Source organism: Amycolatopsis rhabdoformis, from assembly GCF_035918295.1.
Lineage (GTDB): Bacteria > Actinomycetota > Actinomycetes > Mycobacteriales > Pseudonocardiaceae > Amycolatopsis > Amycolatopsis rhabdoformis.
The window spans coordinates 10,180,866-10,207,512 of sequence record NZ_CP142149.1 but is presented as its reverse complement, the minus strand read 5'-3'; the positions used below and the strand labels follow the sequence as shown (position 1 = coordinate 10,207,512).

Below are 26,647 nucleotides of genomic sequence, written 5' to 3'. Positions count from 1 at the left end.
ACCCCACACCAGAAAGACGGCCGCGAGCCTACCCGGACGGTGCCGAGCCGCGTCGGCTAGGCGAGGCGGCGGGCGTAGCGGTCGAGCGTGGCCGCGTCGAACGGCAGCTCGGCGGCTTCCAGCGCGCCGCAGTGCAGGCCGCCCAGGAGGTAGCGGGCCAGTGCCTCGGCCGTGGCCGGTTCGTCGAGGACGCCGGCCGACGTCTGGGCCGCGTAGTCGCTGAGGCGCTTCGCCGCGGCAGGAAAGCCTTCGCGGTAGAAGGCGTACGTGGCGGCGAAGCGGGTCGGCAGCTGGTTGGGGTGCAGGTCCCAGCCCTGGTAGAAGCCGTTTTCCAGCGAGCGGCGCACGAGCCGCAGGTGCTCGGCCCACGCCCCCGGCAGGTCGTCGCCGAGCGGGAGCCGGTTGGTGGAGCCGTCGGACAGGCGCACGCCGGTGCCGGCGGCCGCGACCTGCATGAGCTGCTTCGCGAAGTCGGCCGCCGGGTGGGCCATGCTCTGGTACGCGGCGGCGATGCCGAGGCCCGCGCTGTAGTCGTAGGTGCCGTAGTGCAGGCCGGAGCAACGCCCGGCCGCGGCTTGGATGATCCGCGCCACCGACACCGTGCCGTCGTGGGCGAGGATCGACTGCGCGGTCTCGATCTGCACCTCGAAGCGCAGCGTGCCCTCGGCCAGTCCGTACGCGGTTTCGAGCCGGGCCAGCACGTCGGCGGCGACCTCGACCTGCTCGACCGCGGTCACCTTCGGCAGCGTGACCACGAACCCGTCGGGCAGCTCGCCGTTGCTCAGCAGCCCGGTCAGGAACAGGTCCAGCGTGCGGATGCCGCGCCGGCGCGTGGCGGCCTCGAAGCTCTTGAACCGGATGCCGACGAACGGGGTGCCGCCGGTGGTCGCGAGCGTCTGCCCGGCCGCGAGGGCAGCGGCGTCTTCAGCTTCATCGCCGGGGTTGCCGAAGCCGTCTTCGAAGTCGATCCGCAGGTCCTCGATCGGCTCGGTGAGCAGCTTCGCGCGCACGCGCTCGGCGACGTCCGGGTCGAGGCCGAGCACGTCGCCGCGCTCGACGAACACCCGCATCGCCTGCTTGCCCCAGTCGGCGACCAGGCGCGTGCGGTACTGGGACGCCGGCACGTACACGGTGTGCACGGGCCGGCGGCCCGGCGGCTCACCGGGGTACAGCGCCGCCACGCGCGCGTCGGCCTCGGCCAGGCGCGCGTCGGCGGCGGTGTAGACGTCCTCGGTGAGCCGGCCGTTCGCCATTACTTGATGTGCTCGTAGGCCGGGAGCGTGAGGAAGTCCGGGAACTCGTCGGCCAGCGCGACCTGCTCGAACAGCTCGACGGCCGGGGTGAGCACGTCTTCCTTGACCTCGGCCGACAGCTCGCCGCGGACCTCGGCCAGCACGCCGCGCACGAGCTCCGCGGTGACCTGGTCGCCGGTGTCGAGCGTGGTGCCGTTCTTCACCCACTGCCAGATCTGCGAGCGCGAGATCTCGGCCGTGGCCGCGTCCTCCATCAGGTTGTGGATGGCCGCCGCGCCATTGCCGCTCAGCCAGGAGGCGATGTAGCGGATGCCGACCTCCACGGCGGCGCGCAGGCCGGCCGCGGTGGCGCTGCCGGGCGTCGAGGCGACGTCGAGCAGCTGGTCGGCGGTCACGCTGACCTCGTCGCGGGTGCGCTCGAGCTGGTTCGGCCGGTCGCCGAGGACCTTGTCGAACTCCTCCTTGCAGAGGGCGACCATGCCGGGGTGCGCGACCCAGGAGCCGTCGAACCCGTCGGCCGCCTCGCGCGCCTTGTCGGCGTGGACCTTCTCGAACGCGCCCTCGTTGACCTTCGGGTCCTTGCTCGGGATGAACGCGGCCATGCCGCCGATCGCGAACGCGCCGCGCTGGTGGCAGGTGCTCACGAGCAGCTCGGTGTAGGCGCGCATGAACGGCGCGGTCATGGTCACCGAGTTGCGGTCCGGCAGCACGAACTTCTCGCCCGCGTCGCGGAAGTACTTGATCACGCTGAACAGGTAGTCCCAGCGGCCGGCGTTGAGGCCCGAGGCGTGCTCACGCAGCTCGTAGAGGATCTCTTCCATCTCGAACGCGGCCGGGATCGTCTCGATCAGCACGGTGGCGCGCACGGTGCCGTGCTCGATGCCCAGCGTCTTCTCGGAGTGGGTGAACACGTCGTTCCACAGCCGCGCTTCGAGGTGGCTTTCCATCTTCGGCAGGTAGAAGTACGGGCCCTTGCCGCGCTTGAGCAGCTCGGCGGCGTTGTGGAAGAAGTACAGGCCGAAGTCCACGAGCGCGCCGACAGCCTGGCGGCCGCCGAAGGTGAGGTTGCGCTCGTCGAGGTGCCAGCCGCGCGGGCGGACCACGATGGTGGCGTGCTCCACGTCGTCCTTGAGGGCGTAGCTCTTGCCGCCGCTCTCCAGCGTGATGGTCTCGCGGATGGCGTCGGACAGGTTGACCTGGCCGGACACCACGTTGGCCCAGTGGGGCGTGTTGGCGTCCTCGAAGTCGGCGAGCCACACCTTGGCGCCGGAGTTGAGGGCGTTGATGGTCATCTTGCGGTCGGTGGGACCGGTGATCTCCACGCGGCGGTCGCGCAGCGCGGCGGGCGCCTCGGCGACCTTCCAGTCGCCCTCGCGGATCGCCTTCGTCTCCGGCAGGAAGTCGAGCCGGCCAGTCGTGCGGGCCTCTTCGCGGCGCTTGCCGCGGGCCTTGAGCAGCTCGTCCCGGCGCGCCGCGAAGGCGTCGTGCAGCCCCGCCAGGAAGGCGAGGGCTTCCGGCGTCAGGATCTCGTCGCCGCGCTCAACCGAGTCGCCGAGGACCTGGACTTCAGACATGCGAAACACCCCGAGTCGTTCTTTGGATAACGTCCCTACGGTTTTTACCTGACGGACTATAGTTTCTGCATAGCGGAAGCTCAAGACGACCTGTGAGGAGGGCCACGGTGGCGGCTGAGAAAGGCGGACGGGACGGCGGCGTCCAGTCACTGCAGCGCGCGTTCGAGCTGCTGGAGCACCTCGCGGACACCGGCGGGGAGGCCAGTCTCTCGGAGCTCGCGACCCTGTCCGGGCTGCCGATGCCGACCATCCACCGGCTGATCCGCACGCTGGTGGACCTCGGGTACGTCCGGCAGAACACCAACCGCCGCTACGCGCTCGGCGCGCGGCTCATCCGCCTCGGCGAGAACGCCAGCATGCAGTTCGGCTCGTGGGCGCGGCCGCTGCTCGTGGAGCTCGTCGAGGAGGTCGGCGAGACGGCCAACCTCGCCGTGCTGGAGCGCGACGAGGTCGTGTACGTGGCCCAGGTGCCCTCCAAGCACTCCATGCGCATGTTCACCGAGGTCGGCCGCCGCCTGCTGCCCCACGGCACCGGCGTCGGCAAGGCCATGCTCGCGCAACTGCCCGCCGACGACGTCGCCGCGCTGCTCACGCGCACCGGCATGCCCGCGTACACCGAGCACACCTTCACCGACCCTTCTTCGCTCGCTGCGGAGCTGACCCGCATCGCTTCGCAGGGCTACGCGCTCGACGAAGCCGAGCAGGAGCTGGGCGTGCGCTGCATCGCCGTGGCGGTGCCCGGCATGCCGGTACCCGCGGCGGTCTCCGTGTCCGGCCCGTCGGGCCGCCTGACCGCCGACGCGGTGGCGAGCATCGCGCCGGTGGTGCAGAAGATCGCGGATCGGCTTTCGCAGCAGCTGCCGGTCACCTGAGTTCGCCGGCCAGCATGTCCATCAGCAGGCCGTCGTGGAAGGTGCCGTCGGGGCCGCGTTCGTAGGCGCGCAGGAGGCCGATCGGGCGGAAGCCGAGCTTGGTGTAGACGTGGATGGCCGTGGTGTTGGTGGCGGCCGGGTCGATGGTGAGCCGGTGGTGGCCCTGGGCGAACAGGTGGTGGGCCAGGGTGCGGATGGCTTCGGTGCCGAGGCCGCGGCCGTGGTGGGCCGGGTCGATCGCGATGTCGATGCCGGCGTGGCGGTACTGCGGGTCGAGCTCCTCGGAGCTCTGGATGAGGCCGACGGTCTCGCCGTCGAGGTCGATGGCGTAGCTGGCGAAGCCGGGTTCGACCTCGTAGAGGCTTTCGACCTCGTGCACGGCGTCGCCCCACCAGAGGGCGACTTCGGGCGTGGCGAGGATTTCCTGGGCGCGGGCGCGGTCGTCCGCGGTGAGCGGACGCAGGCGCACGCGCGGGCCTTCGATGATCATCACTGGGTTCCTCTCGTCCGGGAAAAAACGGCGGGTGAACGAGAGGCGCGAGGTGGTCCGCGAGGGCGTCAAAGCATGTCGGCAGTGTGCGCCCGCGCGGACCGGGGTGTCACCTCAATTCGTGGTGACCTGGTCGTCGACCTTCACAGAGTAGTGCACGTTGCTGCCGTTCACGGTGTCGATGGTCGCCGTGAGGCCGGCCTTGATGGTGCCGTCGACGAGCTGGCAGCGCATCTGCTGCCCCACCTTCGCGTCGATCGCCCCGGGGCAGGTGATCGTGTCCGGACGGCGGCCCACGGACTTCTCCAGCGCGTCGGAGATTCCTCGCTCCAGATCGGCTTTCGCCACCCGGCGCGTCACTTCGACGTGCGCGGAACACCCGGCCAGCAACGCGATACCGCACACAGCCACAACAACCCGACGCAACACAGCCAGCCTCCTCAGGCCCAGACGGAACGGGGAACCAAATCGAGCAGATCGCACCGCAGATCCAAGGCGGCGACGAGTTTTTCGGGATCACGTTGATCGGAGCCGCTGTCGAGGAAATCGAGGTTCGCGCCGAGCAAGGTGAAGCCGCGGAACTTCCGCGGGTCGGTTTTCAGGAAGTGGGTGACCTGGGGGACGAGCACGGCGCGGGCGAACCGCTCGTCGCCGGTGCTCACCTGGTAGCGCTCGTCGAACTCGGGATCGCCCACCTTGAGGTCGCCGCGCTTGATCTTGTCGTTCACGCGGCTCGCGAGCGGCACCGCAGGCATCACCTGCAAGGCCGGGCCGAGTTTCGGCGCGCGCACCCACACGACCCGCGAGTCACGGATGCCACTCTGGTACCAACGCACCCTGAGCCTGGCGCTGAGGAACGGTCGCCCCCGGTGCGTTCCGCTCACGATCTCGTGCGCTTCCAACGCTTCGGGCGGCCGGGCGAAGATGTCGCGTGGCGAGAAGATCTCGTCCGCAATGGACACGAGCATGGACTGGTCGCCTTCGCTGTAGAAGGCGCAATACGAGTCGTTGCGCTCTTCGTACCGCCAGCCCCGCCGCGACGCTTCCTCCCTCAACCGCTGCAGCAGAGCGGCGTTGTCACGCTTGGAGCTCCGGTAGCTCCACACTGCGAACCACGTGATCGCGCCCGCGATCAGCAGCGTGCCACCGATCACGATGACGAGGATCAACGCGGTGCTCACCGGGTCGGCTCCTGGTCGAACACGCTGAAGTCGTCGAACTCGCCTTCCTGCGGTGCTTCGCGGGCCACCGGACGCGCGGGCGGCGGCGCGGCCGCGACCGGACGCGGCGCGCCGAAGAGCTGCTCGTCGGAGTCCAGCACGCGGTCGAGCAGCTCGGTGTCGCCGAGGCCCCGGCGCACGACGTCGGCCTGCAGGCGCGCGGCCGCGGCCTGCGCCTCACCGATCGCGCGCAGCACATCGGCCGACAGCACCGCCGGATCGGTTTCCCGGGCCCGTTCGCTGAAGGTGACGGACGCGATCGCGCCGCCGGGGCCGGCCACCACGGTGACCACGCCGTCGGGGGAAGTGGCGCTGCCCATCGCGTCTTTCAGCTCGTCGGCCACGCGCCGGTACGCCTCGGCGCGCAAGCGGTTGTCGGTCGCGGCCGCGTCGATCGCTTCGATGCGGGCCAGCAGCTGCCGTGCGGTGTCGTTCATGCCGCGCGCTCCGGCTTGATGGTGGCCAGGAACTCCTGGAAGCCGTCGATAACGTGCTCGAACTGGTTCTCCAGCAACGCGGACAGCACCACGTGCAGCACGGCCCGGCGCTCGGGCGCCTGCTGGTCGCGCATCACCATGAACACCTGGAACTGCACGATGTCCACCTGCTTGCCCTTGAGCCCCACGGTCAGCTTCACCGCCTGCGTGAGCCCGGGGTTCTCCGCGGAGCCGACCTCGTTGCGCCGCCCGAGCTGCACCCCCGCCGCCCCCGCGGTCCGCAGCTTTTCGACGGCCTCGTCGCCGATCGCGGTGAGCGGGGCGTCGTCCTCGCGCAGCTCGCCGGTGATCGTGATGTTCGCCGTGAAGCCTTCACGCGACGACCCGGTGTTGAGCGCGACGAATGCCGCGTCGGGTGTGCCGACCTCGTCCGGGGGGACCGATCGCCACCCGTCCGGCAGCTCGAACACGATCGGGACGGGGAGGGTGCCAACCACTGTGTGTACTCCGAATCTCCTGGTGGGGGTGGTCAGAAGCCGAGGAAGTCGCCGACCGCGCCGGCGGCGTTCGCGATGCCGTGCCCGACGTCGGAGGCCACGTCGGCGACGTCACCGGCCACGTCCTGCACGGTGTCGACGACCTCACCCGGGTCGATGCTGATGTCGAACCCGACCTTGCCACCGATGCCCAGCGCCACGCCGAGTGAAGCGCCGACGTGGAACTTCCCGTCGTCGCCCATGCCGAACTGCCCGGACGCCTCGGCCCCGACCCCGGCCCAGGCCTCGCCGTGCACACCGGCGGTGACACCGCCGACCTCGGCGCCCGCGTTGCCCTCGATCCGAGCGCCCGCGAAGCCCTCGAGGCTGCCTTGCATCCCGGACCAGCCGATCGAACCCTGCGCGGACGCCTTGGCCCCGACCTCGGCGGAGGCGTCGCCCTTGATCGACATGTGGTCGCCGTAGTGGATCTCGCCCTGGGCGCTGCCCTTGGCCAGGTACGCCTCGGCCGACGCCCCCGCGTTGAGCCCCAGCGGGCCCGCCCCGGCGTGCGCCTCCGCACCGGCGCCGATCGCGGCGCCCTCGACCTTGCCGCTGCCGCCGAAGGTGCCGTCGCCGAACTTGCCGTCGAGCGAGCCGTCGACGAGGTCGACGCCCGCCGATGCGGACACGGTGCTTTCCGAGGTGTCGATGCCGAACTTTTCGAGCAGGCCGCCGAGCTTGTCGGTGAGCATGCCGTCGGACTGCGTGCCGAACTCGCGGGAGTAGTTCTTGCTCTTCCCGTGGCTTTGCCAGCCGCCGGGATCCTCTTCGACCCACTCCTTCTTCTCGTCGTCCCACACCGGCTTCTTGTTCCGGTGGTCCGCGCCGAACTCGTGGCCGTCGCCGAGGTCTTTCTTGTAAGTGCCGTCCGATTCCTTCTTGAACCCCAGCTTTTCAGCCGTGGAGCCACCGATCTCTTCGAGCTCGGCCCGCGCCGCGGCGAGGATCCGCTCGGCCTGCTGCGTCGCACCCTGGCCGGGGTCGGCGAACGCCGGGATCTGGTGTCCCCCGGTGAGGGCCCGGTACGCGTCCACCGTCCACTGCGCCGACGCCGCCCGCGTGGCCGCCTGGCCCTGCGTGTACAGCTCGAGCGCCTGCTGCGCTTTCGCCTGGCTCCGGGTCAACACGTCGCCGTAGTCGGCCAGCGCGTTGGCGCCGGTGCCCAGCACACCGATGGTTTCGAACCACTTCTTCGGCTCCTGGCCGAAAGTCTCGCGGAACCGGTCACTCGCCTCACCGGTCCACTGCTTCGCGTCGACGCCGGAGAGGCCGTCGGAGATCGCGGCCATCTTCTGGATGTTGCGGACCATGTCCTTGAGGTCACCCGAGATGAACCGCGGTTCCCCGGGGATGAGCTCCTTCGGGTCGGTCGTCTCCCCCAGCTCGGCGGCCATCAGAACACCGGCCCGTCGGTGTCGACCGGGTTCTCGTCCACCGGGTTCTCTTCCACACCGGCACGCGCGCCGGGGAACAGCTGCCGGGACCGCTCCGGGCTCATCACGCCGGCCGGGCCGTCGTCGATCGAGCCGCTGATGCGCCCGGTGCCGCCACCGGTCCACTCGGGACCACGCGGCTCTTCGGCGGCACGCGCGAGAGCGCCGCTGAGCGGGGCGAAGAACGCGCCACCGGAGGACGGCTTGCCGTGCCCACCGAGAGCGTCGAGTGCCTTCGAGGCGACCGCGACGATCGAATCGCCCGCGGCACCGTCGGCCGCCGCGTAGCGCACCGCCGCCGTGCGCAGGTCTTCGCCGTGGCCCTGGGCCTTACCGGCCAGACCGTCGACCACCGACTTGAGGTCGTCGACGAAGCTTCCCCAGCCCGCCTGCACGCCGGCGTGGCCGTAGTCGCCGCTCGGCCCCTGCCACAGCAGGCCCGCGGCACTCCCGACCACATCGCCGATCGTGTCGGCGGCGCGCTCGAGATCTTCAGTTACGGCGTCGAACCCGCCCGTCATCCCCGCGAACCCCTCGTCCGGCTGTCACGACGAGATCACCGTGGCAGAGACCGGCGGGGGTTCTGCGCCATTCGCCTGTTGATCACCTCAACGGGCGAATCTTGTCTCAGCCCAGCAGGGCGTCGACGAACGCGCCCGGCTCGAACGGCGCGAGGTCGTCCGGGCCTTCGCCGAGGCCGACGAGCTTCACGGGCACCCCCAGCTCCTTCTGGACCTGGAAGACGATGCCGCCCTTGGCGGTGCCGTCGAGCTTGGTGAGCACGATGCCGGTCACGTCGATCACCTCGGAGAACACCCGCGCCTGCGCGAGGCCGTTCTGGCCCGTGGTGGCGTCGAGGACCAGCAGCACCTCGTCGACCTTGGCCTGCTTCTCCACGACCCGCTTGACCTTGCCGAGCTCGTCCATGAGGCCGGTTTTGGTGTGCAGGCGCCCGGCGGTGTCGACCAGGACCGCGTCGGCGCCCTCGTCGATGCCGCGCTTCACCGCGTCGAACGCGACGGCGGCGGGATCGGCGCCTTCCTTGCCGCGCACGACCGCCGCGCCCACGCGTTCGCCCCAGGTCTGCAACTGCTCGGCGGCCGCGGCGCGGAACGTGTCGGCCGCGCCGAGGACCACGGTCGAGCCCTGCGCCACGAGCACCCGCGCGAGCTTGCCGGTGGTGGTGGTCTTGCCGGTGCCGTTCACGCCGGCGACGAGCACCACGGCGGGCTGCTTCTTGCCGTCGACCTCGTGGGGCAGCGCGCGCACGGCGCGGACGGCGTCCGTGGACAGGGAAGCGGTGAGGACCTCGCGCAGCACCTCGCGCGCGTCGGCCGGTGTGCGCACGGCACGGCGGGAAAGCTCGTCGCGCAGGCGCTCCACGATCTGGGTCGTGGTGGCCGCGCCGAGGTCGGCGATGAGCAGCGAGTCCTCGACGTCCTGCCAGGAGTCCTCGTCGAGGTCGCCGGCGCCGAGCAGGCCCAGGAGGCTCTGGCCGAACATCGAGCGCGACTTCGACAGGCGCCCGCGCAGGCGCTCGAGCCGCCCGGTCGCGGGGTCGATCTCCTCGAGGGCGGTGACGGGCTCGATCGGCTCGACGGTGCCCTCGACCGGCGCGGCCGCGGGACCCTCGGCCGGCGCCGCCGGGCGAGGGGCGGGCTCGACCTCCGGCTCGGGCAGCTTGACGTCGCGCATCGTGCGCTGGTCGGAATCGCGCGGCACCGCGGCGTCGTCGCCCACGGCGGGCTGGCCGTCGACCTCCGGCCGGTCCTCTACGGGGTGTTCGGCGGGCGCGACGGCCTCGGCCTCACCCCCGGGCGCGAAGGTGATGCCGCCGGCCGCGGTGTACCCGCCGCCCTTCGGCTTCTCCTCGACCTTGCGCGTCTGTTCGAGGCTGATCCGCCGCCGACGTGCGATGAGCAGCCCGGACACCAGCACGGCGACCAGGACGACGACGGCGACGATGACGATCCAGAACCAGGTGCTCGACACGGACCCATCCTGTCATCCGCTCCCGGGCTCCACCGGACACCCCACCGCGCTGGTGCCTTCAGGCCAACGGATAACTCGTCGAGTTCCGATTCGGCCAAGACTTCACGACGTGGCTTGCGTCACCGCTTCACCCCGGCTAAACCACTCCGGATGAAAACCCACGGCTTCCGCGTGCTCGGCCTCCTTTCGGGGACTTCGGTCGACGGCATCGACGTCGCCGTCGCCGAGTTGCACGCCGAACGCGACACCGTGGTGCTCACCCCGCTCGGTGAGCTCGACGTGCCCTTCGCCGCCGAAACCCGCGAAGCCGTGCTGCGCGCGCTGCCGCCCAACCCGAGCAGCGCCGAAGCGCTCACCATCCTCGACACCCGCGTCGGCCAGGCGTTCGCCGAAGCCGCGGCCCAGGGCATCGCCGAACACGGGCCGGTCGACGTGATCGCCTCGCTCGGCCAGACCGTGTTCCACTGGGTCGAGCGCGGCGCGGCGCTCGGCACGCTGCAGCTGGGCCAGCCCGCGTGGATCGCCGAACGCACGGGCACGCCGGTGGTCGCCGACCTGCGCATCCGTGACATCACCGCCGGCGGCCAGGGCGCGCCGCTGGCCGGCACGCTCGACGCGCTGTGGCTGCGCGGCCTCGCCGAAGAGTCCGGAAAACCCGTGGCCGCCCTGAACCTCGGCGGCATCGCCAACATCACGGTCGTGGACGGCAGCGGCACCGTGCTCGCCTACGACACCGGTCCCGCCAACGCGTTGCTCGACCTCGCCGCGGCCCGCGTGAGCGGCGGCGAGCAGCACGCCGACGTCGACGGGAAGCTCGCGCTGGCCGGCCAGGTCCGCCGGGACCTGCTCGACCGCCTGCTCGCCGATCCCTACTTCGCCGCCGCACCACCGAAATCCACCGGCAAGGAACACTTCCACCGCGACTATCTCGACACGGCGCTCGCCGGGCTGCCCCCGCTTTCGCCCGAAGACCTCCTGGCCACGCTCACCGAACTCACCGCGGCCACGGTCGCCGCCGAATGCCGGCGCCACGGCGTGGCCACCGTCGTCGGCTCGGGCGGCGGCATGCGCAACCCGGCCGTGACGGCGGCGCTGGCGGCCGACCTGCCCGGCGTGGCGCTGCGCACCAGCGACGACCTCGGTCTGCCCGCCGCGGGCAAAGAGGCGTACCTCACCGCGCTGCTCGGCTGGCTGAGCTGGTGCGGCGTGCCGGGTACGCTGCCGTCCGCCACCGGCGCCCGCGGCCCCCGGCTGCTCGGTGCGCTCACACCCGGCGCGCACCCCCTGAACCTTCCGGCCCCACTGGGGGGCACCGTGACCCGCTTGCGGGTTTCGGAAGTCGGCGCTCGAGGGTAGGAGAAACCGCATGAACCCAGTCGATCTGGTGATCGTCATCGTGTACCTGGCGGCGATGCCGATCATCGGCGTGCTGGTCGGCCGCAGGCAGAAGTCCGCGAACGACTACTTCGTCGGCGAGCGCAGCATGCCCTGGTGGGCCGTCACGCTCTCGGTCGTGGCCACCGAGACGTCCACGCTCACCGTGATCTCCACGCCCGGCCTGGTCTTCGGCAGCGAGTTCCTCTTCCTCGAGGTGGCGTTCGGGTACATCCTCGGCCGCATCGTCGCCGCGTTCGTGCTGTTGCCCCGGTACTTCCGGGGCAACTACGTGAGCGCGTACGAGTTCCTCGGCCGCCGCTTCGGACGTGGGCTGCAGGGCACGGCGTCGGTCACCTTCGTGGTCACGCGGCTGCTCGCCGAAGGCCTGCGGCTGTTCGCCGGCGCCATCCCGATCAAGGCGATCCTCGACCACTACGGCATCCACACGTCCTACTGGCACATCGTGGTGCTGCTGACCGCGCTCACGCTGATCTACGCCTTCGTCGGCGGCATCAAGTCCGTGATCTGGGTCGACGTGATCCAGTGGTCGCTCTACGTCCTCGGCGCGATCGGCGCGGTCGTGTTCCTCACGACCAAGCTGCCCGACGGCTGGACCTCGATCGCCGCGAGCCAGGGTCGGTTCCAGCTCACCGACTTCACGTCGAACATCATCACCAGCCCGTACGCGTTCGTGGGCGCCGTGGTCGGCGGCGCGTTCCTGTCGATGGCCTCGCACGGCGCGGACCAGCTGATCGTCGGACGGCTGCTGTCGACCAAGAGCCTGCGCGACGGCCAGCGCGCGCTCATCGGCTCGTCGTTCGTGGTGTTCGTGCAGTTCGCGCTGTTCCTGGTGGTCGGCGCGATGCTGTGGGTCTACACGGGTGGCAAGACCGGGGCCACGGCCACCGCGGTCGCCGCCGGCAAGATGTCCGGCGACGACGTGTTTTCCAACTTCATCGTGAACGACCTGCCGGTGGGGCTCTCGGGCCTGCTGATCGCCGGCATCCTCGCGTCCACGATGGGCGCGCTGGCCTCGGCGCTCAACGCCCTGTCCACCTCCACCATCGCCGACCTCTACCAGCGCTTCACGAAGCGGTCGGTGGAGGACTCGAAGCTGCTGCGCCACGGTCGCATGTGGACGCTGATCTGGGCCGTGGTGTTCGCGATCTTCGCGTCGCTGTTCACCAACTCGAAGGACCCGGTGATCCAGCAGGGCCTCGGCATCGTCGGCTACACCTACGGCGCGCTGCTCGGGTCGTTCTTCCTCGGCCTGATCGTGAAGAAGGCGCGCCAGGCCGACGCGGTGATCGCGTTCGCGTGCTCGGTGGTGGGCATGGCGTTCCTGATCCTGTTCGTGAAGTTCGACAAGGCGACCACGGCCGTGCACCTGCAGTTCGGCGCGGCCACGAAGACGCTCGTGCCGCTGGCCACCTACTGGTACACGTTCGTCGGCGTGGTGATCACGATGGTCGTCGGCGGGCTGCTCGCGCTGCGCCACCGCGACGCCGACCCGCACGCCGCGGAGGTCGACGCCCCGCAGGCCGAAGTCACCGTCTGATCGCCCGATCGAGAAATTTTTCCCCGATCGGGTGAACCGTCCCGGGGTGGGCGCTCGTGCACCTGACGAGCGCCCGCCACCGGATGGCGGGCCCGGATCAGGCGGGGACGATGAAGCGGATTTCTCTGGCACTGGCGGCGGGTTCGATGATCCTCCTGGGCGGGGCGACGGCGTGTTCGTCGGCCACCGGGGCAGCCGCGGCCGACCCGGCGGCGGCGAAAGCGGCGGCGGGTGCGGAAAGCCAGGCCGGAACGCAGGCGGGCGCCCAGCCGGGCTCCCCCGCCGGTTCGCAGGACGGCTCCCCCGAGGTGATCGCGGCCCCGGCCCAGGTGCAGGTGCCGCCGGGCAACAAGCGCGCCGCCACCTTCCACGGCGAAGGCGTGCAGATCTACGGCTGCACCGACGGCGCGTGGACGCTGACCAAGCCCTCGGCCATCATGTCCGACGGCGGCAAGGCCGTGGCCCTGCACGACAAGGGCCCGATCTGGACCTCCACTGTGGACGGCAGCACGGTCGCCGCCACCGCCGTGCCGGGCAAGGCCGTGCAGCACGCCGACGCGATCCCCGAGATCCTGCTGAAGTCCGATCAGGACAGCGGCAAGGGCGTGTTCGGCACCGTCACCTACATCCAGCGCCTCGCGACCAAGGGCGGCCTCGCGCCGAAGAGCTCGTGCAACGCGGGCGACGTGACCGCCACGCCGTACTCGGCCGAGTACGCCTTCTGGACCGCGAACTGAAGCACCGCAAAGGAAAAGGGGCTCCCCGAACCTCGGGAAGCCCCTTTTCGCACGGTCAGCTTCAGACGGCGGGCACCGGCTCTTCGTCCTCGGCGCGCAGGCGCTGCGAGATCACCTTCGTGATGCCGTCGCCCTGCATGCTCACGCCGTAGAGCGCGTCGGCGATCTCCATGGTCGGCTTCTGGTGGGTGATGATGATCAGCTGCGACGAGTCGCGCAGCTGCTCCAGCAGCCCGATCAGCCGGCGCATGTTGGTGTCGTCGAGCGCCGCCTCGACCTCGTCCATCACGTAGAACGGTGAGGGGCGGGCGCGGAAGATGGCCACCAGCATGCCCACGGCCACCAGCGACTTCTCGCCACCGGACAGCAGCGACAGCCGCTTCACCTTCTTGCCCGGCGGACGCGCCTCGACGTCGACGCCGGTGGCCAGCAGGTCGTTGGGCTGGGTGAGCACCATCCGGCCCTCGCCACCGGGGAACAGCACGCTGAACACGGTTTCGAACTCACGCGCCACGTCGGCGTAGGCCGAGGCGAAGACCTCGAGGATCTTCTCGTCGACCTGCCGGATCACGGCTTCGAGGTCCTTGCGCGTGTCCTTGAGGTCCTCGAGCTGGGTCGAGAGGAACTTGTAGCGCTCTTCCAGCGCCGCGAACTCCTCCAGCGCCAGCGGGTTGACCTTGCCCAGGAGCGTGAGGTCCTTCTCCGCGCGCTTGGCGCGGCGGGCCTGCGTGTCGCGGTCGTACGGCATCGGCGGCGGCGGGGTCACGTCCTCGCCGCGCTCCTTGGCCGCCTCGTACTCGGCCATCTCGCCGGCGCTCGGCGGCACCGGCACGTCGGGGCCGTACTCCTGCACCAGATCCGTGAGGCCGATGCCGAAGTCCTCGGCGATCTTGCCTTCGAGCGTTTCCAGCCGCAGCCGCTGCTCGGCGCGCAGCACCTCGTCGCGGTGCACGGCATCGGTGAGCTTCTCGAGTTCGCCGGACAGCTCGCGGACCTTGGCGCGCACCGCGGTGAGCGCGGTCTCGCGGGCCTGGCGCTGGGCCTGCGCGTCGTCGCGCTCGGCCGCCGCGCGCTGCACGGAGTGCTCGATGCGTTCCAGCGCGAGCTCACCGGCGTTGACCACGGCGTTGGCGATCGAGGCACCCCGTTCGCGGGCCTCGCGGGCCTTGGCCGCGCGGTCGCGGGCCTCCTGCTCGGCGCGAGCGGCGCGGCGCAGCGATTCGGCACGCCCGGCGATGCTGCGGGCGCGTTCCTCGGCCGTGCGCTGCGTGAGGCGCGCTTCCATTTCCTCCTGGCGCACCACGGCGAGCTGGGCCACGGCCTCGTCGCGCTCGGCCGTGTCCGGGTCGTCCTCCACCGGTTGTTCGGCCACGGCGGAGAGCCGTTCCTCCAGCTCGGCCAGCTGCTCCAGCGCCTGCTCGCGGCTCTGCTCCACCTTGGCGCGCTGCGCGGAGAGGCGTTCGACCTCGGCCTGCGCCGACCGCGCGGCCTGCTGCATCCGGTTGAGCCGCTCCGACGAGCGGGCCTTGCGCACCTTCGCGTCGCCGAGGGCGTCCTTGGCCTGGCCCACTTCCTCGCGCCGGGCCTGCTGCTCGGCGCGCGCGCCCTCCAGCTCGGCGGTGTGGCGCTCCAGCGCGCGCTCGGCCGTGCGCAGCCGCTCGCCGGCTTCGTCGACGGCGGCCTGGACCTCGATCACGCTCTCGCGCGCGGCCGAACCACCGACGACCCAGCGGGCGCCGAACACGTCGCCTTCGCGCGTGACCGCGCGCACGTCCGGATGGCTTTCCACCAGCTGCCGGGCGGCGTCGAGGCCGTCGACCAGCGCGAGCTTGTCCAGCGCCTGCTCCACGGCCGGGCGCAGCTGCTCCGGCGCCTGCACGACCTCGCGGGCCCAGCGCGCGCCGTAGGGCAGCACCGGCCACGAGCCGGTGTCCACTGTGGAGCCGAAGGAGCCGGAGAGCAGGATGCCGGCACGGCCGGAATCGGTTTCCTTCAAGTACTTCAGCGCGGTGAGCGCCTGCTCGCCACCGGCCACGGCCACGGCGTCGGCCACCGGCCCGAGCGCGGCGGCCAGCGCCACCTCGTGGCCCGGCTGCACGGTGAGCAGCGCGGCGACCGAACCCAGCAGGCCCGGCAGCTCGTGCGACGCGCCGAGCAGCGCGCCCGCACCGTCCTTGCGCTTGAGACCCATCGACAGCGCCTCGACGCGCGCCCGCTCCGACGCGATCTCGCGTTCGGCACCGCGCTCGGCCTTCACCAGCTCTTCGACGCGTGCCTTGGCGGCGTTGTTGGCTTCGACCGCGCGGTCGTGGCGCTGCATCAGGTCGGCGTCGTCGGACTCCTCGACGCCGCCTTCGGCCTTGGCCTCTTCCAGCTCTTCGAGCGCGATCTCCGCACGCTCGGCCGATTCCTGCAGCGACACCGAGATGCGGTCGATCTCGTCGGCGGTGGCGCCGTTCTTGCTGCGCAGCGCCTCGACCTGGCCGGTGAGCTTCGCCATGCCCTCGCGGCGGTCGGCGATGGCCCGCACGGCGGCCCAGTGGGCGCGCTCGGCGGCCTGCACGCGCTGTTCGAGGTCCTCGCGCTTCAGCACGGTCTCGGCCAGCAGCTCGCGGGCCTCCATCACCGCCTCGTTGAGCTCCTGCTCGCGTTCGGCGACCTGCTCGGCCTCGGCCAGCAGCTCCTCCGGGTCACGGCCGCCGGTGGGCGCCGCCACGTCGGAGGACAGGTGGCGCTGGCGCTCCACGGCCAGGCGCACGGTGCCGCGCAGGCGCTCGGCCAGCGCGGAAAGCTTGTACCAGGTCTCCTGGGCCGCCTGCAGCTTCGGCGCGTCCTCGGCGAGCGAGGCCTCCAGCTCGGTCTCCTCGGCCGCCACGACCTCCAGCGCCTGCTCCACCTCGGTGCGGCGCTGGCGGGCGGTGCGCTCGTCGGCCTCCTCGCGCGCGATGGACTCGCGCTGGGTGACCAGGTCGTCGGCCAGCAGGCGCAGGCGCGAATCCCGCAGCTCGGACTGCACCGACTGCGCCTTGCGCGCGATCTCGGCCTGCTTGCCCAGCGGCTTGAGCTGACGGCGCAGCTCGGTGGTGAGGTCGCCGAGGCGGTCGAGGTTGCCCTGCATGTTGGCGAGCTTGCGCAGGGTCTGTTCCTTGCGCTTGCGGTGCTTGAGCACGCCTGCGGCCTCTTCGATGAAGGCGCGGCGCTCCTCGGGCTTCGATTCGAGGATGGCCGAGAGCTGGCCCTGCCCCACGATCACGTGCATCTCGCGGCCGATACCGGAGTCCGACAGCAGTTCCTGCACGTCCATCAGGCGGCAGCGGTCGCCGTTGATCTCGTACTCGCTGGCCCCGTCGCGGAACATGCGGCGCGTGATGGAGACCTCGGTGTACTCGATCGGCAGCGCGCCGTCGGCGTTGTCGATGGTGAGCGTGACCTCGGCGCGGCCCAGCGGCGCGCGACCCGCGGTGCCGGCGAAGATGACGTCTTCCATCTTGCCGCCGCGCAGGTCCTTGGCGCCCTGGGTGCCCATGACCCAGCGCAGCGCGTCGAGCACGTTCGACTTGCCCGAACCGTTGGGGCCCACCACGCAGGTGATCCCGGGTTCGAACCGCAGCGTGGTGGCCGAGGCGAAGGACTTGAAACCCTTCAGCGTCAAGCTTTTCAGGTGCACTTGGTGCTGACCCTTCCGGCCGCGGTACTGGCTCTACAGTCCGCCAAGGCTACCTGGGCACCCGCCGTGATCGCGGGAGGCCGCCCGTCCCGGCGCGCCTAGCACAGAACGAAGCGACCCGGCAACCCCTTGTGTCCCAGCCGTCACAGGCGTCACCCGGGCGGCGCAGTGCCCCACGAGCAGCGGCTCAGCGCTCGACGAACCCCGTGAGCCTGCCCTTGGCCGGGCTCCAGCGCTCCACGACGTGATCCACACTTCCGGGTGATTCTCCGGACCGCAGGGCCGCCAACAACCGCTCACAGTGGTCTCGACCACCCTCCGCTACCACCTCGACACGGCCGTCGGGCAGGTTGCGGGCGAACCCGACCAGGCCGAGCGCCAGCGCGCGGCTCCGGGTCCACCAGCGGAAACCGACTCCCTGCACCTGCCCGTGCACCCACGCCGCCAGCCGGATGTGTGTTTCTTCCTCACTCACAGGCCCATCCTGCCCCACGCCACCAGCTGCGGACAGTGACGGGGCAGCCCCCGTACCTGCGCGAATGGGTCACGGGCGGTGATAACCTCCCGGCCGGGGTCCGCGTCCGGCAGCCCCGATCCCCCGCTTCGCCCCGGGGTGCCGGACCGAACGGCGCCACGATTTTTCGCAAGTCACCGGCGGTGCTTTCTCCGCTGCCGCACCCGACGACGTCGAAAACCAGCGTTGAACCGCATGTAAGGAGCCTGCATGTCCCGTCCCGACGGGCCGGATCCGAGCTCACGCGTCTCCGTCGCGCCACCGAAGGCCGCCAGCGGCCTCATGAACCGGGCCGGCTACGCCATCCTCGGCGTGAGCGGCCTGGTCGTCGCCACGGCCTTCGCCGCGGTCGCCGAGCTGGCGGGCCCGGGCAGCACCACCGCCACGCCACCCAACATTCCCGGCGGCGGCCAGGGCACCCTGCCGGGCAGCTCGCAGGTCGTGCCGGGCAACGCCGTCCCGGGCGCCCCCATGACGGTCCCCGGCCAGCCCTCGGCCGGCGGCACCCCGTCGACGCCCGCCACCCCGACCACGGTCGTCTCCACGGGCGCGGACGGCGTGCCGACCACCACGGTGGTGATTCCGCCGCCGCCGAACAACCCGCCTGGGCAGCCGAACCAGCCCGGTGGCCCCGGTGGCCAGCCGACCGGGGGCAACCCGGTCAGCCCGTCGACGACGCCGCGCAGCGACCCGCCGCCCTCGTCGCCGACCAAGCCCACCGACCCGACTTCGCCGCCGAGCGACCCGTCCAGCCCGCCGTCTTCGGACACGCCGCCGAGCAGCAGTGGCGGCGGAGGTTCGAGCAGCAGCGGTGAACCGCCGAGCTCACCGCCGGTCTCGTCCTCTTCGGACGTTCGCACGACGAGCCCGACCGGCCCCACTACCTAGAGCACCCCGGACGAACACGGTGAAGGGCCCCTTCACGGAATCCACGTGATTCCGTGAAGGGGCCCTTCACCGTTCTGGGCTCAGGCGAAACAGGTGGGGCTAGACCTCGAAGCGGTACCCCATCCCCGGCTCCGTCAACAAATGCCGCGGCCGCGACGGTTCCGGCTCCAGCTTCCGCCGCAACTGCGCCAGATACACCCGCAGGTAATGCGACTCCGTCTCGTACGACGGCCCCCACACCTCGTGCAGCAGTTGCTTCTGCGCCACCAGCCGGCCGCGGTTGCGGACGAGGAGTTCGAGCACGCCCCACTCGGTTTTGGTCAGGTGGACCTCGTGGCCGTCGCGGCGGACCTTCTTCGCGGCCAGGTCGATGGTGAACGAGCCGGTGTCCACCACGGCCTCCGCGCCGTCCGGGCCGGCCACGGTGGAGCGGCGCACGGCGGCGCGCAGGCGGGCGAGCAGTTCGTCCATGCCGAAGGGTTTGGTCACGTAGTCGTCGGCGCCGGCGTCGAGGGCCTGGACCTTGTCGGCCGAGTCGCCGCGGGCGGAGAGCACGATGATGGGCACCGTGGTCCAGCCGCGCAGGCCGGCGATCACCTCGGTGCCGTCGAGGTCGGGCAGGCCGAGGTCGAGCACCACCACGTCGGGTTTGGTCTCGGCGACGGCCTTGAGCGCCGCGGTGCCGTCGTGCGCCGTGATCACCTTGTACCCGCGGGCGTTGAGGTTGATGCGCAGCGCGCGCACGATCTGCGGTTCGTCGTCCACCACCAGCACGGTGGCCGCGTTGTCGGGACTCACGTGCCCACTCCCTCCACGGCGTCGTCCGTGATCTCGTCGATCTTGAGCAGGTCCTTGTCCGGATTCTGCCCGGTGTAGGCGGGCAGCGAGATCACCACGGTGAGTCCGCCGCCCGGCGTGTCCTCGGCGCGGATGGATCCGCCCATCGCCTCGATGAAGCCCTTCGCGACCGAAAGTCCCAACCCCACGCCGGGAGTCGAGTCGCGGTCGCCGCCGAGGCGCTGGAACGGCGCGAACGCCGAGTCGGCCGTGCCCTTGCGCAGGCCCTTCCCGTGGTCGACGATCCTCAGCTCCACGTGCTCGGAGTGCGCGCTGGCGCGGGCGGACACCACACCGCCGCCGTGGCGCAGGGCGTTGTCGAGCACGTTGGCGATCACCCGTTCCAGCAGGCCCGGGTCGGCCAGCACCGAGGGCAGGCTCACGTCCACGGCCACCTTCACGTCCCGCGAGTTGTCCACATTGGACAACGCGTGGGCCAGCACCTCGTCGTAGCCCACCGGCCGCAGGTGCGGCGTGACCGCGCCGGTGGCCAGCCGCGAGGAGTCGAGCAGGTTGTCGATGAGCCCCGCGAGCCGGTCGGCCGAGAGCTCGATGGCCTCCAGCAGCTCGCCGGTGTCCTCTTCGGACAACGACAGGTCGGGCGCGCGCAGGCTGCCGATCGCGGCCTTGATGGACGTGAGCGGCGTGCGCAGGTCGTGGCCCACGGCCGAGAGCAGCGTGGTGCGCAGCTCCGTCGCCTCGGCCTTGCGCTCGGCCGCCGCCGCGGCCGTGGCCATCCGCTGCTGGCGCAGCGCGAGCAGCGCCTGCCCGGCCACGGCTTCCAGCACGCGCCGGTCAGCCGCCGGCAGCGCGCGCCCGCGCAGGGTGAGGTGCACGTCGGCCGTCACCGCGATGTCCACGTCGGCCTCGTCCGGGTCGGCGCACGGGAACTGCCCGGCCAGGGCCACCTTCTGCCACGCGCCGTTCTTCTTCTCCAGCAACGTGACCGAGGTCAGCCCGAAGTTCTCCCGCACCTTCTCGAGCAATCGCTCGATCGGGTTCGGATTCGTGAGCACCGTGCGCGCGTACGACGCCAGGAGCGCCGCTTCCGTGCGCGCCCGCGCGGCCTGGCTGCCGCGCCGGGCCGCCGAGGCGACGACCAGCGCCACAAGCACCGCGACCACGATCATCGCCACGAGCGTGACCACGTTCTGCGGGCTGTGCACGTTGAGCGTGTACAGCGGTGGTGTGAAGAAGAAGTTGAGCAACCCCGCGCCGAACACCGCCGCGACCACCGCCGGGCCGAGCCCGCCCACGAGCGCGACGATCACCGTCGCCAGCACGTAGAGGATCACGTCCGTGGAGAACTCGACGGTGTCGCGCAGGAGCACGCCCAGGCCGGTCGCGAGGACCGGCAGCACGAGGCTCAGCAGCCAGCCGATCACCAGCCGCGACGGCGCCAGCGGGCTCGCGCCCAGGCGCGCGCGAAGCCGGCCGCCGGCGTAGGAGTGCGTGACCATGTGCACGTCGATCGAGCCCGACTGCTGCACCACGGCCGCGCCGATGCCCTCGTCGAACAGCCGCGCCACCCGCGAGCGGCGCGAAGTGCCGATCACGAGCTGCGTGGCGTTCACCCCGCGCGCGAAGTCGAGCAACGCCGTGGGCACGTCGTCGCCCACCACGGCGTGGAACGTGGCCCCGACCTCCTCGGCCAGCGTGCGGCTGCGCGCCATCGCCGTGGGGCCCAGGCCGGACAGCCCGTCGCCCCGCAGGATGTGCACGACCTGCAGCTCCGCGCCCGCGCGCGTGGCGATGCGGCTCGCGCGCCGGATCAGCGTCTCGCTCTCCGGCCCGCCGGTGATGGACACGACGACGCGCTCGCGCGCCTCCCACGTGTCGGTGATCTTCTGCTCGGCGCGGTAGCGCTGCAGGGCGACGTCGACCTGGTCGGCCACCCACAGCAGTGCCAGCTCGCGCAGCGCCGTGAGGTTGCCGGGCCGGAAGTAGTTGCCCAGCGCCGCGTCGATGCGCTCGGCCGGGTACACGTTGCCGTGGGCGAGCCGGCGCCGCAGCGCCTCCGGCGTGATGTCCACGAGCTCCAGCTGCTCGGCCTTGCGGACGACCTCGTCGGGCACGGTCTCCTGCTGCGTGACGCCGGTGATGCGCTCCACGACGTCGTTGAGGCTCTGCAGGTGCTGCACGTTCACCGTGGACAGCACGTCGATGCCGGCCTCGAGCAGCTCTTCCACGTCCTGCCAGCGCTTGTCGTGGCGGGCGCCGGGCACGTTGGTGTGTGCCAGCTCGTCGATCACCACGACCTCGGGCGCGCGCTTCAGCACCGCTTCGAGGTCCATCTCGGCGAACTCGTGGCCGCGGTGGCTCACCGTGCGCCGCGGCACGATCTCGAGCCCGTCGAGCAGGTCGGCCGTCTTCTGGCGGCCGTGGGTCTCCACGAGGCCCACCACCACGTCGGTGCCGCGCTCCAGCCGGCGGCGGGCCTCGCCCAGCATCGCGAACGTCTTGCCCACGCCCGGAGCCGCGCCGAGGTAGATCCGCAGTTCTCCTCGGCGCGGCTTCGGGGTCGTACCAGGTGTGCTCACGCTGTCAGTGTGCTCCCGGCGCCGCGGAATGCACGGCCAAGTTGAGCAGCAGCACGTTCACGCCGGGCACGCCGATGCCGGCACCCGAGGTGTTCGCCTCCACCAGCTGGCGCACCTTGTCCTCGCTCAGGCCGGTGTTCTTCGCGACCCGCGCGATCTGCAGGTCGGCGTACGCGACGCTGATCGAGGGGTCGATCCCCGACCCGGAAGCGGTCACGGCGTCGGCCGGCACCTGGGCCGGGGTCACGCCTTCCCGCTTCGCGATGAGGTCCTTGCGCTCGGTGATGGTCTTCACGAGGTCCTCGTTGAACGGGCCCTTGTTCGACGCGCCCGAGGCCGACGGGTCACCGGGGCCGAGCGCGTCCTTCGACCCGGACGAGGGCCGGTTGTGGAACCACGGGTCGTGCGCCGGGTCGGCGGCGACCGGGTCGATGCCGATCAGCGACGAGCCCACGGGCTGGTCGTTCTGGGTGACGAGCGAGCCCTCGGCGTTGGACTGCAGGCCGGGGATGCGGGAGATCGTCCACACGGCCAGCGGGTAGATGATGCCGAGGATGATCGTCAGCGCGATCAGGACTCGCAGACCCGCCCAGGACTGCTTGATGAAGGTGTTCATCAGATTCACCCGATTCCAGGGATGTGGCGCACGATCAGGTCGATGATCCAGATCCCGAGGAACGGGCTCACGATGCCGCCGAGGCCGTAGATGAGCAGGTTCCGGCGCAGCAGCGCGGAAGCCGACGAGGGCTTGTAGCGCACGCCGCGCAGGGCGAGCGGGATCAGGACCACGATGATCAGTGCGTTGAAGATGACGGCCGAGAGGATGGCCGAGTGCGGGGTCGCCAGTCCCATGATGTTCAGCGCGCCCAGCTGGGCGAAGATGGACGTGAACATCGCGGGCAGGATGGCGAAGTACTTCGCGAGGTCGTTGGCGACGCTGAACGTGGTGAGCGCACCGCGCGTGATGAGCAGCTGCTTGCCGATCTCCACGATCTCGATGAGCTTCGTCGGGTCCGAGTCGAGGTCGACCATGTTGCCGGCCTCCTTCGCGGCCGACGTACCCGTGTTCATCGCGACGCCCACATCGGACTGCGCCAGCGCCGGAGCGTCGTTCGTGCCGTCACCCGTCATCGCGACGAGCCGCCCGCCCTCCTGCTCCTTCTTGATGAGCGCCATCTTGTCCTCGGGCTTGGCTTCGGCGAGGTAGTCGTCGACGCCCGCGTCCTCGGCGATGGCCTTGGCGGTGAGCGGGTTGTCACCCGTGATCATCACCGTCTTGATGCCCATGGCCCGCAGTTCCTTGAACCGCTCCTTCATGCCCGGCTTCACCACGTCCGAGAGCCGGATGACCCCGCGCACGAACGCCTTGCCGCCGGCCGATTCCGCCACGACCAGCGGCGTGCCGCCCTGCTGGCTGATCTCGTCGACGATCCGCTCGGTGTCGTCGGGCATGTTGCCGCCGCGCTCGCGCACCCACTGGCGCACGGCCGAGGTGGCGCCCTTGCGGACCTCGCGGTCGCCGAGGTCGACACCGCTCATGCGGGTCTGCGCCGTGAAGGGCACGAACTCGGCGAGCTTCTCGTTGTCGCCGGCCTTGTCGGGCAGGCCGTGGCCGGCGGTGATCAGCTCGATGATGCTGCGGCCTTCGGGGGTGCCGTCGGCGAGGCTGGACAGCCGGGCCGCACGGGCCAGATCGTCCATCGTGGACCCGCCGACCGGGATCAGCTCGGTGGCCTTGCGGTTGCCGAAGGTGATCGTGCCCGTCTTGTCGAGCAGCAGCGTCGAGACGTCACCCGCGGCCTCCACCGCGCGGCCCGACGTGGCCAGCACGTTGCGCTGCACCAGCCGGTCCATGCCCGCGATGCCGATGGCGCTCAGCAGCGCGCCGATCGTGGTCGGGATGAGGCAGACCAGCAGTGCGGTCAGCACGATCACCGACTGCTGGGCGCCGGAGTACCCGGCCATCGGCTGCAGCGCCACCACGGCGAGCACGAAGATGATCGTGAGCGTGGCGAGCAGGATCGTCAGCGCGATCTCGTTGGGCGTCTTCTGCCGCGACGCGCCTTCCACCAACGCGATCATCCGGTCCACGAAGGACTCACCGGGCTTGGTCGTGATCTTCACGACGATCCGGTCCGACAGCACCGTGGTGCCGCCGGTCACGGCCGAGCGGTCGCCGCCCGACTCGCGGATGACCGGCGCCGACTCGCCGGTGATGGCCGATTCGTCCACGGTCGCGATGCCCTCGACGACGTCACCGTCGCCGGGGATGACCTGACCGGCCTCGACCACCACCAGGTCGCCGACACGCAGGTCGACGCCGGGCACGGGCTCTTCGGACCCGTCCTCGGTGAGCCGGCGCGCCACCGTTTCCTTCTTGGACTTGCGCAGCGACTCGGCCTGGGCCTTGCCGCGCCCTTCGGCGACGGCCTCGGCCAGGTTCGCGAACAGCACCGTGAGCCAGAGCCAGATCGCGACCAGGATCGCGAACGTGCTCGGGTCCACGATCGCGAACACCGTGGTGAGCGCCGAACCGGCCCACACCACGAACATCACGGGGTTCTTCAGCTGGTGCTTGGGGTTGAGCTTGCGCAGCGCCTCGGGCGTGGATTGCCAGAGCTGGCGCGCGTTGAACGCGCCCGCCCCGACCCGGCCCGCGTTTTCGGCGTGGTGCTGCTGGTCTTCCAGGGGACTTCGAGGGGTTTCGGTGACGGTCATGCCAACGCCTCCGCTACAGGCCCGAGCGCGAGCGCCGGGACGAAAGTGAGGGCCGCGACGAGGACGATGGTTCCGGTGAGCATCGTGGCGAACAGCGGTCCGGTGGTGGGCAGGGTGCCGGCGGTTTCGGGAACCTTCTTCTGCTGGGCCAGCGAACCGGCCAGGCAGAGCACGGCGATGATCGGGATGAACCGGCCGAGCAGCATGGCGACGCCGAACGAGGACTGGAACCAGTCGCTCGTGGCGGTGAGGCCGCCGAACGCGCTGCCGTTGTTGTTGGCCGTGGAGGCGTAGCCGTAGAGGATCTCCGACAGGCCGTGGGCACCCGGGTTGCCGAGCGCGCTCTGCGTGGACGGCAGGGCCAGCGAGATCCCGGCACCGACGAGCACGAGGGTCGGCATCGCGAGCATCGAGACCGCGGCGGCCGTGACCTCCCGCTTGCCGAGCTTCTTGCCGAGGTACTCCGGTGTGCGCCCGACCATCAGGCCCGCGAGGAACATGGCGATCACGGCCATCACGAGGATGCCGTAGAGGCCGGTGCCGACACCGCCCGGCGAGATCTCACCGAACAGCATGTTCAGCAACGCGCCGCCACCGCCGAGACCCGAGAGGCTGTCGTGCGCGCCGTTGACCGCGCCGGTCGACGTGCCGGTGGTCGTATCGGCGAAGATCGACGTGAGACTCAGCCCGAAGCGTTGTTCCTTGCCCTCCATGTTGGCTCCCGCGGCGAGCGCGGCGGGGCTGTTGGTGAAGGACTCCGAGGTCCAGATCAGGACCAGCATCGCGCCCCAGATCGCACCCATCACCGAGAGCAGGACGTAGCCCTGCTTCTTGTTGCCGACGAGCTTGCCGAACGTGCGGGTGAGGCTGACCGGGATCACGAGGATCAGGAAGATCTCGATCAGGTTGGTCCACGCGTTCGGGTTCTCGAAGGGGTGCGCGGAGTTCGCGTTGAGGATGCCGCCACCGTTGGTGCCGAGCTCCTTGATCGTCTCCTGGCTCGCGACCGGGGCCAGCGCGATGGTGCTCTGGCTGCCGTCGGGGTTGGTCACCGCGACACCCGAGTGCAGGCTCTGGATCACGCCGAGGCCCACGAGCACGATGGCGAACACGAACGCCATCGGCAGCAGCACGCGGATCGAGCCGCGCACCAGGTCCACCCAGAAGTTGCCGAGGCGGTCGGTCTTCGAGCGGATGAACCCGCGCGTCACCGCGATCGCGACGGCCAGGCCCACGCCCGCCGACACGAAGTTCTGCACGGTGAGCCCGGCCATCTGCACGAAGTGGCCCATGGTCGTCTCGGGGACGTAGGACTGCCAGTTGGTGTTGGCCACGAAGCTCGCGGCCGTGTTGAACGCGACGGACGGCGAAACCGCGCCGCGCCCGAAGTTCCACGGCAGCACTTCCTGCAGGCGCTGCAGGAGGTACAGCACGATCACCGACGCGAAGGAGAACCCGAGAACCCCCGAGGCGTAGGTCTTCCAGTGCTGCTCGGCGTTCGGGTCGACCCGAACGACCTTGTAGATGCCTTTTTCGATCTTCCAGTGCTTCTCGGTCGAGAAGACCCTGGCCATATAGTCGCCGAGCGGTTTGTAGACCACCGCGAGGGCGAGCAGCAGTAGGCCGACCTGGACGAGGCCGGCGCCGACATCACTCATCAGAACTTCTCCGGCCTCACCAGTGCGATGAACAGGTAGATGATCAGGCCCAGCGCCAGCAGTCCGCCGACGATGTTGGCCACGGTGCCCGCGCCGCTCACAGCTTCTCCATCCCGCGCAGGGTCAGGGCCAGAACCACGAACACGCCGATCGTCAGCAAGACGTACAACAAGTCGGCCACAAGGCACCTCTCAAGACAGGTCACCCAGGGCGGGTGACCGTTGGACGTCGCAACTGTGCGGTGGTGGCGCTGCGTGATCGAGGCTGTCTGACGGCTCCTTGACGCGGCGTCCTGGGCCATTTACGCGTTCTTGACGCCGGGTGACCCCCGCCACCGCCGTTC

Annotated in this window: 23 protein-coding genes; 4 read left to right on the top strand and 19 right to left on the bottom strand. The window is 70.7% G+C overall.

Translation table 11 applies throughout. The features are described 5' to 3' along the window. Nucleotides 1–56: 56 nt before the first annotated feature. Both VSH64_RS47510 and aceB read right to left on the bottom strand, forming a co-directional pair. The gene (locus tag VSH64_RS47510) at nucleotides 57–1,253 is read right to left on the bottom strand and encodes a DUF6986 family protein (RefSeq protein ID WP_326569304.1); all 1,197 of its coding nucleotides are present in this window, start codon (nucleotides 1,251–1,253) and stop codon (nucleotides 57–59) included. Further along, nucleotides 1,253–2,827, bottom strand: a complete 1,575-nt coding sequence (aceB, locus tag VSH64_RS47505) for a malate synthase A (RefSeq protein WP_326569303.1) — start codon at nucleotides 2,825–2,827, stop codon at nucleotides 1,253–1,255. Before aceB ends, VSH64_RS47510 begins: the two co-directional genes overlap by 1 nt. Before the next feature lie 107 nt (nucleotides 2,828–2,934). Between aceB and VSH64_RS47500 the strand changes: the two genes are divergently transcribed. Then, the gene (locus VSH64_RS47500) at nucleotides 2,935–3,699 is read left to right on the top strand and encodes an IclR family transcriptional regulator (protein ID WP_326569302.1); all 765 of its coding nucleotides are present in this window, start codon (nucleotides 2,935–2,937) and stop codon (nucleotides 3,697–3,699) included. Here the strand turns inward: VSH64_RS47500 and VSH64_RS47495 are convergent. The 8 genes from VSH64_RS47495 to ftsY all read right to left on the bottom strand — a co-directional run bounded on the left by VSH64_RS47495 (nucleotide 3,692) and on the right by ftsY (nucleotide 9,810). Beyond that, on the bottom strand, nucleotides 3,692–4,189 hold the full coding sequence (locus VSH64_RS47495) for a GNAT family N-acetyltransferase (protein ID WP_407655616.1): 498 nt from the start codon (nucleotides 4,187–4,189) through the stop codon (nucleotides 3,692–3,694). The two genes, VSH64_RS47500 and VSH64_RS47495, sit on opposite strands and share 8 nt — an antisense overlap. A 114-nt stretch (nucleotides 4,190–4,303) precedes the next feature. Further along, nucleotides 4,304–4,618: a DUF4333 domain-containing protein gene (locus VSH64_RS47490; protein WP_326569300.1), complete on the bottom strand. Its 315-nt coding sequence runs from the start codon at nucleotides 4,616–4,618 to the stop codon at nucleotides 4,304–4,306. An 11-nt stretch (nucleotides 4,619–4,629) separates the two neighbouring features. Beyond that, a complete protein-coding gene (locus VSH64_RS47485) occupies nucleotides 4,630–5,370 on the bottom strand; it encodes a hypothetical protein (protein WP_326569299.1) in 741 nt (246 codons plus the stop codon). Further along, complete coding sequence (locus VSH64_RS47480; RefSeq protein WP_326569298.1) at nucleotides 5,367–5,846, bottom strand: YbaB/EbfC family nucleoid-associated protein; 480 nt, start codon at nucleotides 5,844–5,846, stop codon at nucleotides 5,367–5,369. Before VSH64_RS47480 ends, VSH64_RS47485 begins: the two co-directional genes overlap by 4 nt. Next, a complete protein-coding gene (locus tag VSH64_RS47475) occupies nucleotides 5,843–6,343 on the bottom strand; it encodes a hypothetical protein (RefSeq protein WP_326569297.1) in 501 nt (166 codons plus the stop codon). The genes VSH64_RS47480 and VSH64_RS47475 overlap by 4 nt, the downstream gene beginning before the upstream one ends. Nucleotides 6,344–6,375: 32 nt before the next feature. Beyond that, nucleotides 6,376–7,779, bottom strand: a complete 1,404-nt coding sequence (locus VSH64_RS47470; RefSeq protein ID WP_326569296.1) for a putative T7SS-secreted protein — start codon at nucleotides 7,777–7,779, stop codon at nucleotides 6,376–6,378. Further along, a complete protein-coding gene (locus VSH64_RS47465) occupies nucleotides 7,779–8,339 on the bottom strand; it encodes a hypothetical protein (RefSeq protein ID WP_326569295.1) in 561 nt (186 codons plus the stop codon). Before VSH64_RS47465 ends, VSH64_RS47470 begins: the two co-directional genes overlap by 1 nt. 106 nt (nucleotides 8,340–8,445) lie before the next feature. Continuing rightward, complete coding sequence (ftsY, locus tag VSH64_RS47460; RefSeq protein ID WP_326569294.1) at nucleotides 8,446–9,810, bottom strand: signal recognition particle-docking protein FtsY; 1,365 nt, start codon at nucleotides 9,808–9,810, stop codon at nucleotides 8,446–8,448. A gap of 150 nt (nucleotides 9,811–9,960) precedes the next feature. On the opposite strand from ftsY, the gene VSH64_RS47455 reads away from it, so the two are divergent. The 3 genes from VSH64_RS47455 to VSH64_RS47445 all read left to right on the top strand — a co-directional run bounded on the left by VSH64_RS47455 (nucleotide 9,961) and on the right by VSH64_RS47445 (nucleotide 13,482). Then, complete coding sequence (locus VSH64_RS47455; protein WP_326569293.1) at nucleotides 9,961–11,166, top strand: anhydro-N-acetylmuramic acid kinase; 1,206 nt, start codon at nucleotides 9,961–9,963, stop codon at nucleotides 11,164–11,166. Between the two features lie 10 nt (nucleotides 11,167–11,176). Beyond that, nucleotides 11,177–12,745, top strand: a complete 1,569-nt coding sequence (locus VSH64_RS47450) for a sodium:solute symporter (protein ID WP_326569292.1) — start codon at nucleotides 11,177–11,179, stop codon at nucleotides 12,743–12,745. Nucleotides 12,746–12,855: 110 nt separating this feature from the next. Beyond that, nucleotides 12,856–13,482, top strand: a complete 627-nt coding sequence (locus tag VSH64_RS47445) for a DUF3455 domain-containing protein (protein ID WP_326569291.1) — start codon at nucleotides 12,856–12,858, stop codon at nucleotides 13,480–13,482. Between the two features lie 61 nt (nucleotides 13,483–13,543). On the opposite strand, the gene smc is transcribed toward VSH64_RS47445, so the two are convergent. The 9 genes from smc to kdpF all read right to left on the bottom strand — a co-directional run bounded on the left by smc (nucleotide 13,544) and on the right by kdpF (nucleotide 26,405). Next, nucleotides 13,544–17,149 (bottom strand): chromosome segregation protein SMC, encoded by a 3,606-nt coding sequence (gene smc, locus VSH64_RS47440; protein ID WP_326569290.1) that lies wholly within the window; start codon nucleotides 17,147–17,149, stop codon nucleotides 13,544–13,546. A gap of 187 nt (nucleotides 17,150–17,336) precedes the next feature. Beyond that, a complete protein-coding gene (locus VSH64_RS47435; protein WP_326569289.1) occupies nucleotides 17,337–17,624 on the bottom strand; it encodes an acylphosphatase in 288 nt (95 codons plus the stop codon). A gap of 335 nt (nucleotides 17,625–17,959) precedes the next feature. Continuing rightward, nucleotides 17,960–18,523 carry a hypothetical protein gene (locus tag VSH64_RS47430; RefSeq protein WP_326569288.1) on the bottom strand — a complete coding sequence of 188 codons (564 nt, stop codon included), beginning with the start codon at nucleotides 18,521–18,523 and terminating at the stop codon, nucleotides 17,960–17,962. 127 nt (nucleotides 18,524–18,650) lie between these two features. Next, a complete protein-coding gene (locus tag VSH64_RS47425; RefSeq protein ID WP_326569287.1) occupies nucleotides 18,651–19,349 on the bottom strand; it encodes a response regulator in 699 nt (232 codons plus the stop codon). Further along, nucleotides 19,346–21,928 carry a sensor histidine kinase KdpD gene (locus VSH64_RS47420; RefSeq protein ID WP_326569286.1) on the bottom strand — a complete coding sequence of 861 codons (2,583 nt, stop codon included), beginning with the start codon at nucleotides 21,926–21,928 and terminating at the stop codon, nucleotides 19,346–19,348. Before VSH64_RS47420 ends, VSH64_RS47425 begins: the two co-directional genes overlap by 4 nt. A gap of 4 nt (nucleotides 21,929–21,932) precedes the next feature. After that, nucleotides 21,933–22,544 (bottom strand): potassium-transporting ATPase subunit C, encoded by a 612-nt coding sequence (locus tag VSH64_RS47415; RefSeq protein WP_326569285.1) that lies wholly within the window; start codon nucleotides 22,542–22,544, stop codon nucleotides 21,933–21,935. 5 nt (nucleotides 22,545–22,549) lie between these two features. Beyond that, the gene (gene kdpB / locus VSH64_RS47410) at nucleotides 22,550–24,646 is read right to left on the bottom strand and encodes a potassium-transporting ATPase subunit KdpB (RefSeq protein WP_326569284.1); all 2,097 of its coding nucleotides are present in this window, start codon (nucleotides 24,644–24,646) and stop codon (nucleotides 22,550–22,552) included. Beyond that, nucleotides 24,643–26,304, bottom strand: a complete 1,662-nt coding sequence (gene kdpA / locus VSH64_RS47405) for a potassium-transporting ATPase subunit KdpA (protein ID WP_326569283.1) — start codon at nucleotides 26,302–26,304, stop codon at nucleotides 24,643–24,645. Before kdpA ends, kdpB begins: the two co-directional genes overlap by 4 nt. After that, the gene (gene kdpF, locus VSH64_RS47400; RefSeq protein WP_326569282.1) at nucleotides 26,304–26,405 is read right to left on the bottom strand and encodes a K(+)-transporting ATPase subunit F; all 102 of its coding nucleotides are present in this window, start codon (nucleotides 26,403–26,405) and stop codon (nucleotides 26,304–26,306) included. The genes kdpA and kdpF overlap by 1 nt, the downstream gene beginning before the upstream one ends. Between the last annotated feature and the right edge of the window lie 242 nt (nucleotides 26,406–26,647).

Coding starts and splice junctions, on each gene's coding strand:
- VSH64_RS47510 (WP_326569304.1), bottom strand. CDS start 1,253: ATGGCGAACGGCCGGCTCACCGAGGACGTCTACACCGCCGCCGACGCG.
- aceB (WP_326569303.1), bottom strand. CDS start 2,827: ATGTCTGAAGTCCAGGTCCTCGGCGACTCGGTTGAGCGCGGCGACGAG.
- VSH64_RS47495 (WP_407655616.1), bottom strand. CDS start 4,189: ATGATCATCGAAGGCCCGCGCGTGCGCCTGCGTCCGCTCACCGCGGAC.
- VSH64_RS47480 (WP_326569298.1), bottom strand. CDS start 5,846: ATGAACGACACCGCACGGCAGCTGCTGGCCCGCATCGAAGCGATCGAC.
- VSH64_RS47470 (WP_326569296.1), bottom strand. CDS start 7,779: ATGGCCGCCGAGCTGGGGGAGACGACCGACCCGAAGGAGCTCATCCCC.
- VSH64_RS47465 (WP_326569295.1), bottom strand. CDS start 8,339: ATGACGGGCGGGTTCGACGCCGTAACTGAAGATCTCGAGCGCGCCGCC.
- VSH64_RS47455 (WP_326569293.1), top strand. CDS start 9,961: ATGAAAACCCACGGCTTCCGCGTGCTCGGCCTCCTTTCGGGGACTTCG.
- VSH64_RS47450 (WP_326569292.1), top strand. CDS start 11,177: ATGAACCCAGTCGATCTGGTGATCGTCATCGTGTACCTGGCGGCGATG.
- VSH64_RS47445 (WP_326569291.1), top strand. CDS start 12,856: ATGAAGCGGATTTCTCTGGCACTGGCGGCGGGTTCGATGATCCTCCTG.
- VSH64_RS47415 (WP_326569285.1), bottom strand. CDS start 22,544: ATGAACACCTTCATCAAGCAGTCCTGGGCGGGTCTGCGAGTCCTGATC.
- kdpB (WP_326569284.1), bottom strand. CDS start 24,646: ATGACCGTCACCGAAACCCCTCGAAGTCCCCTGGAAGACCAGCAGCAC.
- kdpA (WP_326569283.1), bottom strand. CDS start 26,304: ATGAGTGATGTCGGCGCCGGCCTCGTCCAGGTCGGCCTACTGCTGCTC.